9 protein-coding genes and 1 tRNA gene are annotated in these 12,443 nt (G+C 74.9%); 9 read left to right on the top strand and 1 reads right to left on the bottom strand.

All coding sequences use genetic code 11. The features are described 5' to 3' along the window. Positions 1 to 323: 323 nt before the first annotated feature. Both AC24HA_RS14640 and AC24HA_RS14635 read left to right on the top strand, forming a co-directional pair. Positions 324 to 1,469 carry a M23 family metallopeptidase gene (locus AC24HA_RS14640; protein ID WP_425707863.1) on the top strand — a complete coding sequence of 382 codons (1,146 nt, stop codon included), beginning with the start codon at positions 324 to 326 and terminating at the stop codon, positions 1,467 to 1,469. A 14-nt stretch (positions 1,470 to 1,483) separates the two neighbouring features. Next, positions 1,484 to 2,245, top strand: coding sequence for a glycerophosphodiester phosphodiesterase family protein (locus AC24HA_RS14635; RefSeq protein WP_425707864.1), 762 nt, complete (start codon positions 1,484 to 1,486; stop codon positions 2,243 to 2,245). Positions 2,246 to 2,332: 87 nt separating this feature from the next. Here AC24HA_RS14635 and AC24HA_RS14630 read toward each other — a convergent pair. After that, a tRNA-Arg gene (locus tag AC24HA_RS14630) sits at positions 2,333 to 2,405 on the bottom strand. Between the two features lie 197 nt (positions 2,406 to 2,602). On the opposite strand from AC24HA_RS14630, the gene AC24HA_RS14625 reads away from it, so the two are divergent. The 7 genes from AC24HA_RS14625 to rho all read left to right on the top strand — a co-directional run bounded on the left by AC24HA_RS14625 (position 2,603) and on the right by rho (position 12,334). After that, a complete protein-coding gene (locus AC24HA_RS14625) occupies positions 2,603 to 3,118 on the top strand; it encodes a hypothetical protein (protein WP_425707865.1) in 516 nt (171 codons plus the stop codon). Between the two features lie 101 nt (positions 3,119 to 3,219). Then, positions 3,220 to 4,899, top strand: coding sequence for an arginine--tRNA ligase (gene argS, locus AC24HA_RS14620; RefSeq protein WP_425707866.1), 1,680 nt, complete (start codon positions 3,220 to 3,222; stop codon positions 4,897 to 4,899). Next, the gene (lysA, locus tag AC24HA_RS14615) at positions 4,896 to 6,293 is read left to right on the top strand and encodes a diaminopimelate decarboxylase (RefSeq protein ID WP_425707867.1); all 1,398 of its coding nucleotides are present in this window, start codon (positions 4,896 to 4,898) and stop codon (positions 6,291 to 6,293) included. The genes argS and lysA overlap by 4 nt, the downstream gene beginning before the upstream one ends. A gap of 214 nt (positions 6,294 to 6,507) precedes the next feature. Next, on the top strand, positions 6,508 to 7,818 hold the full coding sequence (locus AC24HA_RS14610) for a homoserine dehydrogenase (protein WP_487563646.1): 1,311 nt from the start codon (positions 6,508 to 6,510) through the stop codon (positions 7,816 to 7,818). Position 7,819: 1 nt separating this feature from the next. Next, on the top strand, positions 7,820 to 8,923 hold the full coding sequence (gene thrC / locus AC24HA_RS14605; RefSeq protein WP_425707869.1) for a threonine synthase: 1,104 nt from the start codon (positions 7,820 to 7,822) through the stop codon (positions 8,921 to 8,923). After that, positions 8,920 to 9,831: a homoserine kinase gene (thrB, locus tag AC24HA_RS14600; protein WP_425707870.1), complete on the top strand. Its 912-nt coding sequence runs from the start codon at positions 8,920 to 8,922 to the stop codon at positions 9,829 to 9,831. The genes thrC and thrB overlap by 4 nt, the downstream gene beginning before the upstream one ends. Before the next feature lie 268 nt (positions 9,832 to 10,099). Then, positions 10,100 to 12,334, top strand: a complete 2,235-nt coding sequence (gene rho, locus AC24HA_RS14595; RefSeq protein WP_425707871.1) for a transcription termination factor Rho — start codon at positions 10,100 to 10,102, stop codon at positions 12,332 to 12,334. Positions 12,335 to 12,443: the final 109 nt, after the last annotated feature.

Raw genomic sequence — 12,443 nt, 5'->3', positions numbered from 1 at the left:
AGTTCACCCGCCGACGGAGCCCGCGAGGAGCCGGTTGTCAAGCAGCGGTCAAGACCCACCCTCGCTCGTGCCGGGCGATGGTCCCGATTGCCCAGCCTCGGTGGACCTCGTCGCCCTGTGGACGACCGGTCCGACGTGGGCCCGACCGGCGGTAGCCTCGGCCTCGTCGGCGCGGGTGTGCTTGGTCACCGAGGCGCCCGAGCCCCTGGACCCTCCGGTCCGGGACAGTTACCGTATCGTGATCAACCGCTGCCAGACGTGGCCCGACCATGTCGCTGGCGCGGACCTGTGCCCGACAACCCCCGCGAGAGGTCCTTGCCGTCATGTCTGAACCCGCCCTCCCGAGCGCCCGGCTCAGGCGACGGGACCTGCGGGCGGCGCACGGCCACGAGGGTCGGATCGCTGCGGTGACCAGCCAGGACGCTCGGACCACGCACGCGGCCGGGCCCGCCGGGGAGGTCGCGGCCGGCGACGGTACGACGCCCGCCGTCGAGGGTGGACGGTCGGCCGCCCCCCGTGTCCGTCGCCGTGACCTTCGTGAGACATCCGTCAAGGCCACGCCGGCGCGGCCGGCCACGCCGGTCCGGCCGACCGACGCCCCGGCGGACGCCGCGCCCGTCGCCCGCCGGTCACCGTCCGGCGCCCACCCGACGCGACGCGAGCTCCGGGCCCGCACGCGCCCGGCGCGTCGTCGTTCCCGGGCCGTCCGTACCTCCGTCGTGGCCGCGGCCGCCGCGGTCGGCACCCTCGGTGTCGCCCTCCCGGCGTTCCAGCACTCGGGTGCCACCGCCGAGGCGCAGCTCCTGGCCGGCCCGCAGGTGGAGGCGCTGACCGCCCCGACCTACTCGGTCCTCAACGACGGCGCGGACACGGGCACGACCGTCTCCTCGGAGCTGCTCGCCAGCGGGGGAGCCGACGCGCGCGCCACCTACGCGGCGGCGAGCCGCACCGAGGCCCGCTCCGAGCTGCGGTGCTCGCCCGACGTCGCCGCCTCGGGCACCCGTGCGGCGCTGGCCTCGGAGGAGACCGTGGTCCGGCCGCTGGAGTCGGGCACCTACCGGGACACCTCGGGCTACGGCTGGCGCACCCACCCGATCACCGGGTCCCCGAGCTTCCACACCGGCGACGACTGGGCCGCCCCCTTCGGCACCCCGATCCACGCCGTCGCCGACGGTGTCGTCACGCACGCCGGCGAGGGCATCGAGGGCCGCTCCGGGACGCTGGTGATCATCGAGCACGAGGTCGACGGCCGCACGTTCGAGACCTGGTCCACGCACATGTCGCCGTCGGGCGTGCACGTCCAGGTCGGGGACACCGTCTCCGCCGGCCAGCACATCGCCGACGTCGGCTCCTGGGGCAACTCCACCGGTCCGCACCTCCACCTCGAGGTCCATGTCGACGGCGAGACCGTCGCACCGAACGACTACCTCGCCTCGCTCGGCGCCGTCGAACCCTCCGAGGCCTGCTGACCGTGGTCGCCCACGTGTTCGACGGCCCCGGCCCGGTCGCGATCGCCCACCGCGGCGGCCGTCACGAGGTGCCCGAGAACACGGCTGCCGCGGCGGCGCACGCCGCCGCCCTCGGCGTCGTCATGGAGACGGACGCCCGGCTCACGGCCGACGGGGAGGTGGTCCTCTTCCACGACGACGACCTCGCGCGCACGACGACGGCCGACGGCCCCCTCGAGGCCCGCACGTGGGCGGAGGTCCGCGCGCTGTCCGTCGAGGGCGGGGGACCTCCTGCCCGGCTCGTCGACGTCCTCGCCGCGCATCCCGACCTCCGGCTCAACATCGACGCCAAGACGGACGAGGTGGCCGTGCCCCTCACGGACGTGCTCCACGACGCCGGTGCCACAGCTCGCGTCTGCCTCGCCGCCTTCTCCGACGACCGACTCGCGCGCATGCGCGAGCGGCTCGACGTGGCCGCCTCGCTGGGGCCCGCGTCCGTGGCGCGCCTCGTCGTCGGCTCCGTCCTGCCCGTCGTCGGCCACCGGCTCGTGCGGCGCCTGCCCGGGCCGGAGGACGGCGTCGTCGCGGTCCAGGTACCCGAGCGCCACCGCGGGATCCCGGTCGTGACCACCCGGTTCGTCGCCGCGGCCCACCGGCGCGGGCTGCAGGTCCACGTGTGGACGGTCGACGACCGCGCGGACATGGAGCGGCTCCTGGACCTGGGTGTCGACGGGATCATCACCGACCGTCCGAGCCTGCTCATCGACGTCCTGGACCGGCGCGGTCCCTGGCACTGAGCGGGTCCGGCGGGTCCGCACGGGCAGAGGTCCGCTCACTCGTCGGGCGGAAGTCCGCTCACTCGCGGGGTGGGGTGGGCGCGAAAGTACCCCCGACTGGATTCGAACCAGCGACCTTCTGCTCCGGAGGCAGACGCTCTATCCACTGAGCTACGGGGGCATACGCCCGCAGGCGCCCGAGCATCCTATCCCGCCGCGGGCCGCGCTCCGACGCAGCTGGGAGTGCTCCCGACCACGTACCCTGTCCACCGGTGTCCCGACGGGGCGCCGCGGCCGCGGCCGGTGGGGACGAGCTCGAGGGGCGCACGGATGGTGGTACGGGCGGGGGGACGGTCCGACACCCGGCTCATCGTCACCATGATCGTCTCGACCGTGGTGCTGCTCGCCGTCATCGTCGGAGGCACCTTCATCCTCGACGCGGCACGCGGGCCGGCCCTCGACGACCGTGACCTCGGTCCGCGCATCGAGACCAGCATCGTCTACACCGACGACGAGGGTGCGGCCACGACCTACTCCCTCACGGGCGACTGGGAGACGTGGGACGGCGCGACCACGGGCGGCGCCGTCGAGGGCTGGCAGGGCACGTACTCCTCGGGCACGAGCTCGGTGTCCTACGGCGCCGCCCGCTTCACGTCACAGGAGGCCGTCGACGAGTTCACGCAGTCGCTCGCGGACGAGCTCGTCGCCGCCGGCGCCACCGTGCGCCAGCAGGAGGACACGAACACCGACGGCACCGGCACGCTGCGGATCCTCGACACCACAGACCCCGCCGCCCCGGTGCAGTACCTGTGGGACAACGGCCGCGGCCTGGTCTTCACGCTCGCCGGCGAGGCGTGGCCCGTCTACGAGATGTACGTCGCCCACCCGCTGTAGTCGGCATCCCCGGCCGCGGGCCCGCACCATGTAGTCGGTCTCGCACCGCCGCGGGCGTCACCCGTCGCCGAGCGCCCCCCGCGCAGAACTAACCTGGGACCGTGACCCCCGAAGCTCTCGCCGACCTCATCGCCGCCCAGCTGGCGGCGCTCGCCGCCGACGGAACGATCGCGCTGCCCGCCGACGCCGTCCCGTCCACCGTCAAGGTCGAGCGACCCCGGCAGCGCGAGCACGGCGACTGGGCCACCAACGTCGCCATGCAGCTCGCGAAGCGGGCGGGGACCGCGCCGCGCGACCTGGCCACGCACCTCGCCGACCGCCTGGCCGCGCAGGACGGCGTGGCGGCGGCGGAGGTGGCGGGCCCGGGGTTCCTCAACATCCGGCTCGAGGCCGGCGCGGCGGGCGAGCTCGCCCGCACGATCGTCGAGGCGGGCGAGGGCTACGGCCGCTCGACGCGCCACGCCGGTCGGCGCATCAACCTCGAGTTCGTCTCCGCCAACCCCACCGGGCCGATCCACATCGGCGGCGTGCGGTGGGCCGCCGTGGGCGACTCGCTCGCCCGCATCCTCACGGCGACCGGCGCCGACGTCACGCGCGAGTACTACTTCAACGACCACGGCGCCCAGATCGACCGGTTCGCCCGCTCCCTGCTCGCGCGCGCCCGCGGCCAGGAGGCACCCGAGGACGGGTACGGCGGGCAGTACATCGCCGACATCGCCGACGCCGTCACCGCCGACGCCCTCGCCGCCGGCGGGCCCGAGCCCGCCACGCTCCCGGACGCCGAGGCGCAGGAGGCGTTCCGCTCCCGCGGCGTGGAGCGGATGTTCGCCGAGATCAAGGCGGCGCTGCACGACTTCGGCGTCGACTTCGACGTCTACTTCCACGAGGACAGCCTCCACGACTCCGGCGCCGTGGAGCGGGCGCTCACGCGCCTGCGCGAGGCCGGGCACGTGTTCGAGGCCGACGGCGCCACCTGGCTGCGCACCACGTCGTTCGGGGACGACAAGGACCGGGTCGTCGTCAAGTCCGACGGCGAGACGGCCTACATCGCCGGCGACATCGCCTACTACCTCGACAAGCGCGAGCGCGGCTTCGACGAGGTGGTCATCATGCTCGGCGCCGACCACCACGGGTACGTCGGCCGCATGATGGCGGTGTGCGCCGCGTTCGGGGACGAGCCGGGGGTCAACCTCCAGCTCCTCATCGGCCAGATGGTCAACCTGCTCAAGGACGGCCGGCCGCTGAGGATGTCGAAGCGGGCCGGCACGGTCGTCACCCTCGAGGACCTCGTCGACGCCGTGGGCGTCGACGCCGCGCGCTACTCGCTGGCCCGCTCGTCCACGGACACCTCGATCGACCTCGACCTCGACCTGCTCGTGGCCCGGTCGAACGACAACCCCGTCTACTACGTGCAGTACGCCCACGCCCGTACCTGCGCGGTCGCCCGCAACGCGGCCGAGCACGGCGTGCGCCGCGACCTCGCCTTCGTCCCCGAGCTCCTCGACGACCCGGCGGACGCCGCCCTGCTCGGCGTGCTCGGCTCGTTCCCGCAGATCGTCACCATGGCCGGCGAGCTGCGCGAGCCGCACCGGGTGGCCCGCTACCTCGAGGACCTCGCCACGGCCTACCACCACTGGTACGGCCGCGTGCGGGTCACCCCGCGCGGCGAGGCCGAGGTCGAGGACGCCCACCACACCCGGCTGTGGCTCAACGACGCCACCGCCCAGGTCGTCGCGACCGGCCTCGGTCTGCTCGGTGTCTCCGCCCCGGAGCGCATGTGAGCGACCACGGCACCGAGCTCGCCACGCTCGCCGCCCCGGAGCCCGACGGCAGTGCCGCCGGGCCGTGGTCGACGACCACCCGGCGGGACGAGGCCGGCGGGCTCGAGGTCGGCGGCGTCGCCCTGACCGACCTCGCCCGCGAGCACGGCACGCCCGCCTACGTCCTCGACCTCGCCGACCTGCGCGGCAGGGCCCAGGCGTGGGCGGACGCGTTCGCGCGGCACTTCGCCCCCGGGCGGGGCCTGGCGGGCGCCGACGTCTACTACGCGGGCAAGGCGCTGCTCACCGTCGGCGTCGCTCGGATCGTCCACGCTGCCGGCCTGCGGGTCGACACCTCCACGGGGGGCGAGCTCGCCACCGCGCTGCGCGCCGGCGTCCCGGGGCCGTCGATCGGGCTGCACGGGAACAACAAGTCCGACGCGGAGATCGCCGCAGCGATCGACGCCGGCGTGGGCCGGATCGTCGTGGACTCCCTCGCCGAGATCGACCGGGTGACGATGATCGCCGCCGAGCGCGGCACCTCGGCCCCCGTCATGGTGCGCGTGACGACCGGCGTCCATGCCGGCGGCCACGAGTTCATCGCCACCGCCCACGAGGACCAGAAGTTCGGGCTGTCGCTCGCGTCGGGCGCAGCCCGGGAGGCCGTCGGGAAGATCCTCGCCGAGCCCGCCCTGGAGCTCGTCGGCCTGCACAGCCACATCGGCAGCCAGATCCTCGACCTCGCGGGCTTCGAGGCCGCGGCGCGCGCGGTCCTCGCGCTGCGCGAGGACGTGCGGGCCGCGACCGGCCGAGTCCTGCCGGAGGTCGACCTCGGCGGCGGCTACGGCATCCGGTACACCGGCGCGGACGCCGCCGGCCCCACACCCGACGACGTCGCCGCCACCCTCGCCGCGGTCGTCGCCACCGAGTGCGCCCGCATCGGCTCGCCCGTGCCGCGCGTGTCGGTCGAGCCGGGACGCTCCGTCGTCGGGCCGGCCGGCCTCACGCTCTACCGGGTGGGCACGATCAAGGACGTCGCGCTCGACGACGGCGCCTCCCGGCGCTACGTCTCGGTCGACGGCGGTATGTCCGACCACATCCGCACGGCCCTGTACGGCGCCGACTACACGGCCGCCCTCGCGTCGCGCCCCGGTGACGGCGGGTCCGTGGCGACCCGCGTGGTGGGCAAGCACTGCGAGTCCGGGGACATCGTCGTCCGCGACGTCGCCCTCCCCGCCGGCACCGCCCGCGGGGACCTGCTCGCGGTGCCCGTGACCGGCGCGTACGGACGCTCGATGTCCAGCCAGTACAACCTCGTCCCGCGACCGCCGGTGATCGGCGTCGAGGACGGCCGGGCCCGGGTGATGGTCCGGCGCGAGACGATCGAGGACCTGCTCGCCCTCGACGAGGACTGACCGCCCGTCGCGCCGGGTCCGTGCCGGGCGGTGCCCTCCCGGACGGCCCGGTGCGGCGGCGCCCCGCACACATATGCTGACGTCGCACCCCCGGGCTCCCGGCGGCGCAGCCCCTACCGTCGAGGATGTGAGAGCACCCGTGACCACCCCGCCCTCCGAGGTCCGCGTCGCCCTGCTGGGCGCCGGGACGGTCGGTGCCCAGGTCGTCCGACTCATGAACGAGCGGGCGGACGACCTCGCCGCCCGGGCCGGTGCGCCCCTGCGGCTCGTCGGCATCGCGGTCACCGACGTCGAGCGTGAGCGCGAGCCGTGGATCCCGCGGGACCTGCTCACCACGGACGCCGAGGGCCTGATCGCGGACGCGGACGTCGTCGTCGAGCTCATCGGCGGGATCGACCCGCCCCGGGCGCTCGTGCACGCCGCGATGGCCGCGGGCGCCACGGTCGTCACCGGCAACAAGGCGCTCGTCGCCGCCCACGGCCCCGAGCTGCACGACGCCGCCGCGGCCGCCGACGTCGACCTCTACTACGAGGCCGCCGTCGCGGGAGCCATCCCCATCGTCTACGCCCTGCGCGAGTCGCTCGCGGGGGACACGGTCACCGAGGTGCTCGGCATCGTCAACGGGACGACGAACTACGTGCTCGACGAGATGGCCACGAACGGCAGCACGTTCGACGACGCCGTCGCCCAGGCCCAGGCGCTCGGCTTCGCCGAGGCGGACCCGAGCGCGGACGTCGACGGCCACGACTCGGCCGCCAAGGCTGCTCTGCTGGCGTCCCTCGCGTTCCACACCCGCGTCCCCCTGGAGAACGTCCCGGTCGAAGGCATCCGCGGCGTCACCGTCGAGGAGATGGCGGCCGCCCAGGAGACCGGGTACGCGCTCAAGCTGCTGGCCGTCGCCCGGCGCACGACCTCGCCCGACGGCATCTCCGTGCGGGTCGGGCCGACGCTCATCCCTGCGGACCACCCGCTCGCCACCGTGCGCGGGGCGTTCAACGCCGTCGTCGTCGAGTCCGAGGCCGCGGGCCGGCTCATGTTCTACGGGCAGGGCGCAGGCGGCGCACCGACCGCCTCCGCGGTCCTGTCCGACCTCGTGGCGGCGGCAGGCCACAGGGTCCGCGGCGGGCAGGCTCCCCGGGAGTCCGCCTACGCCCGGCTCGCACCCCTGCCTGCGAGCTCCCAGCGGATCACCGCGCGGTTCGACCTCGAGATCGACGACCGACCGGGCATGCTCGCGCTCGTCGCCGCCGTCCTCGCCCGCCACGGGATCTCGATCGAGGCGGTCCGCCAGGCCGCGCACACCGACCCGACCGCCTACGGCGACGAGCTCTACGACGTGTTCGACGACGCGTACGACGGCGGGTCGGACCGCGACCGGGACCCCGCCGCGAGCCGGGAGAGCGCGACGCTGACGATCACCACCCACCGCACCGACGAGGGCACCCTCGCCGCGTGCCTCGCCGAGCTCGCCGGTGCGGACGGGGTCCGCGCCGTCCTGCCCGTGCGCCGAGTCGAAGGAGTCTGACGTGGCCCAGCCGTGGCGCGGCATCATCACCGAGTACGCCGACCGTCTCCCGGTCGAGGACGACCGTCCCGTCAGCCTCGGCGAGGGCGGTACGCCGCTCGTCGAGGCCCCCGCGCTGTCCGAGCGCACCGGCGCCGAGGTGTGGGTCAAGGTCGAGGGTGCGAACCCGACCGGCTCCTTCAAGGACCGCGGCATGACGATGGCGATGACCAAGGTGCTCGCCACGGACGCCGAGGTCGTCGTCTGCGCCTCGACGGGCAACACCTCCGCCTCCGCGGCCGCCTACGCGGTGCGAGCCGGGCTGACGTGCGCCGTCGTGCTGCCCGCCGGGAAGATCGCCGCCGGCAAGCTCGCCCAGGCCGCCGTCCACGGCGCCACGCTCCTCGCGATCGACGGCTCGTTCGACGATTGCCTGCGCATCGTGCGGCAGATGGCAGACGCCTACCCGGTCGCGCTGGTCAACTCGGTCAACCCCTACCGCCTGCAGGGGCAGAAGACCGCGGCGTTCGAGGTCGTCGACGCCCTCGGGGACGCCCCGGACATCCACGTCCTGCCGGTCGGCAACGCGGGCAACATCTCGGCCTACTGGATGGGCTACAACGAGTACGCCGGCCGCACGACGGCGGCGTCGATGGACGGCACCACGGAGGGGCGCGCGCCGGTCGCGACCCGGGTCCCGCAGATGTGGGGCGTGCAGGCCGACGGCTCGGCGCCCTTCGTCAAGGGCGCGGTCGTCGAGCACCCCGAGACCGTCGCCACCGCGATCCGCATCGGCAACCCGGCGTCGTGGGACCTCGCCGTCGCCGCCCGCGACGACTCGTCGGGGCGGATCGACTCCGTCACCGACCCGGAGATCCTCGAGGCCCAGGCGCTGCTCGCCGCCGAGGTCGGCGTGTTCTGCGAGCCCGCCTCGGCCGCGTCCGTCGCCGGCCTCCTGGCCGCCGCGCGCCGCGGCGAGGTGCCTGCCGGCGCCCGCGTCGTCTGCACCGTCACCGGCAACGGACTCAAGGACACCGAGACGGCGCTCGGGCACACCGGGATGGCCCTCACCGAGGTCCCCGGCACGCTCGAGGCCGCGGCCGAGGCGCTCGGCCTCCGCTCGTGACCCGGGTCGGCGCCGGCGCGGTCGGCGTCCGGGTCCCCGCGACGTCCGCCAACCTCGGCCCGGGCTTCGACGCGCTCGGGCTGGCGCTCGGCATCCACGACGACCTCGAGGTGCGCACCACCACCGGAGCCACCCGGGTCGACGTGAGAGGGGAGGGCGCCGGCTCCCTGCCCAGCGGCGAGGACCACCTCGTCGTGCGCGCGGTCCGGCTCGGGCTCGAGGCCGCGGGCGCCGAGCAGGTCGGGCTCGAGCTGCGCTGCACCAACCGGGTCCCGCACGGCCGTGGCATGGGCTCGTCCGCGGCCGCCGTGATCGCCGGCCTCCTCGCGGCCCGCGGACTCCTCGCCGAGGAGGCCGCGGACGACGGCGGGCCGCTCGACGACGGCGCGATCCTCGCGCTCGCCACCGAGATCGAGGGGCACCCGGACAACGCGGCACCCGCGCTCCTCGGCGGCGCCACCGTGGCGTGGATCGACGACGACGAGGGACCCACCGCGGTCCGGCTCGCCCTCGACCCGACGATCGACCCCACCGTGCTCGTCCCCGACGAGCAGCTGTCCACCTCCACCGCGCGCGCCGCGCTGCCGGCGGCCGTGCCGCACCGGGACGCCGCGCGGGCCGCCGGCCGCGCCGCGCTGCTCGTCCACGCCCTGGCCGGCGCGCCCGAGCGGCTCCTGGCCGCCACCGCGGACACGCTCCACCAGGAGCACCGCCGTGCAGCGATGCCCGCGACCCTCGCGCTCGTCGACGACCTGCGGGCCCGAGGCCTGCCCGCGGTCGTCTCCGGGGCGGGACCGACCGTGCTCGTCCTTGCCCCGGTCGACCGGGCAGCCGTCCCGAGCGGCTGGCGCGTCCTCATGCCCTCGGTGGACCTCGTCGGCGCCCGCGTCCGTCCCCTCGCCGGCTGACGACCGGGGTGGGGGACCTCTCCCCGCCCCGCCGGCGGTCGGGTGCCCCGATCGCTCTCGAGGCCTGTTATCATCGAGCCACCGGCACGTGCCGGACAGGCCGTCCGCCTCGCGCGACTCCCTCGTCCCACGCAGCCGGGCAGCCTCCATGATTCCGACCGCATCCGAGCGTGTCGTGCAACGGGAGCGCAGACCTATCTCCCCGGCACCGAGCCGGGTGTGCAGCGAACCCGGTCAAAGCCGGGCGCCGACCGAGGAAAGGCACCTCGTGACAGACACCATCGACGCCGCCCGACAGGGCGCGCTCACCACACTCAAGCTCACCGAGCTGCAGGCGATCGCCTCCCAGATGGGACTCAAGGGCACCGCCCGCATGCGGAAGAGCGACCTCGTCGAGGCGATCCGCGCCGGCCGGTCCGCCGCGTCGGGCTCCGCGCCGGCCGGCGAGGCTCCGGCCGCGGCGACCACGGCGGCCGGCGAGGCTCCGGCCGCGGCGACCACGGCGGGCTCCGCCTCGGGCGACGAGCCGTCGACCGACCGGTCCTCGTCCCGCGGCGCGCGCGCCCAGGACCGGCAGGATCAGGGCTCGCAGGACGAGGGCTCTCAGGACCAGGGTTCGCAGGGTGCCGGCGCCGAGCAGGGCGGGACGTCCCCCGAGCCCCGCCAGCGCCGCTCGCGCCGGGCCGTCTCGGCCCCGACCGGGTCCGGCGCCGGGGCCGACGCCCTGCCCGACCTCGGTATCGAGCTCCCGGACCGCCCCGCCGCCGGCGAGGGCACCGGCCAGGGCGGGCCGGTGCTCCAGGCTCCCGGCGACTCCGCGGACTCCCGCGGCCGGCGGGGCGATGACGCCCGGTCCGGCGGCGGTCGTCAGGGCGCGCGCGACCAGGGGCGCGCCCAGCAGGACGGTTCCGACCCGCGGCGTGACCAGCAGGGCGGCTCCGACCAGAACGGCTCGCAGCAGGGTGGCTCCCGGCAGGCTGGTTCCCGGCAGAACGGCTCCCAGCAGAACGGCTCCGACCAGGGACGTTCCCAGCAGGGCGATCGCGGCCAGCAGCGACGCGGCAACGACTCCGGCGGGCCCGACTTCACGCTCGACGACCTCGGCGAGGCGGCGTCCCGTCGCCGCGAGGGCTCCGGGCAGAACAACCAGCGCGGCAACGACTGGGACGACGACGGCGGCCCCGGCGGGCGTCGCCGGCGCAACCGCGACCGGAACCGCGACCGGCGCCGTCGTGGTCGCGGCAACCAGGACCAGGACATCGTCGTGGAGGAGACCGAGGTCTCCGCGGACGACGTGCTGCTGCCCGTCGCCGGCATCGTCGACATCCTCGACCAGTACGCGTTCGTGCGGACCTCCGGGTACCTGCCGGGCTCGAGCGACGTCTACGTCACCCTCAACCAGGTGCGGAAGTTCGGCCTGCGCCGCGGCGACGCGGTCACCGGTGCCGTGCGCCAGACCGGCGACGACAACGGCGGCCAGGGCTCCGGCGGGCACGGGGGTGGCGGCCGCGGCGGCCGGAACCAGAAGCAGAAGTTCAACCCGCTCGTCCGCCTCGACACCGTCAACGGCATGACCGTCGAGCGGGCCCGGCAGCGCCCCGAGTTCGGCAAGCTCACCCCGCTCTACCCCCAGGACCAGCTCCGCCTGGAGACGACGCCGAAGGCGATCACGCCGCGCGTCATCGACCTCGTCTCGCCGATCGGCAAGGGCCAGCGCGGGCTCATCGTCTCGCCGCCCAAGGCCGGCAAGACGATCATCATGCAGCAGATCGCCAACGCGATCGCGGTGAACAACCCCGACGTGCACCTCATGGTCGTCCTCGTCGACGAGCGCCCGGAGGAGGTCACCGACATGCAGCGCCTGGTCAAGGGTGAGGTCATCGCCTCGACCTTCGACCGGCCCGCCTCCGACCACACCGTCGTCGCCGAGCTCGCCATCGAGCGCGCCAAGCGACTGGTCGAGCTCGGCCAGGACGTGGTCGTGCTGCTCGACTCGCTGACCCGGCTCTCGCGCGCCTACAACCTCGCCGCCCCCGCCTCGGGGCGCATCCTGTCCGGTGGCGTGGACGCCGCGGCCCTCTACCCGCCGAAGAAGTTCTTCGGCGCGGCCCGCAACATCGAGCACGGCGGCTCGCTGACCATCCTCGCCTCGGCGCTGGTCGAGACCGGCTCGAAGATGGACGAGGTGATCTTCGAGGAGTTCAAGGGCACCGGCAACATGGAGCTGCGCCTGTCGCGCCAGCTGGCCGACAAGCGGATCTTCCCCGCCGTCGACGTCAACGCCTCCGGCACGCGCCGCGAGGAGCTGCTCATGGCGCCCGAGGAGCTGAAGATCATGTGGAAGCTCCGCCGCGTCATGGGTGCGCTCGACCTGCAGCAGTCCTCGGACCTGCTGCTCGGCAAGCTGCGCGAGACCACGTCCAACGCGGAGTTCCTCATGACGGTGCAGAAGAACACGCCCACCACGCCGTCGAACTCCGACCCGGACTACGCCATCCAGTAGCGACGACCCGGCGTGCGTCGCCCCGGCGACGCACGTCACGTGGCCCGCCCCTGACACGGGCAGCCACGGCCTGGCAGAATGTCCCGTCGGCCTCCGGTTCACGCCACGC

The organism is Georgenia sp. Z1491, assembly GCF_057652395.1.
This window is presented reverse-complemented; position numbering and strand designations above follow the sequence as displayed.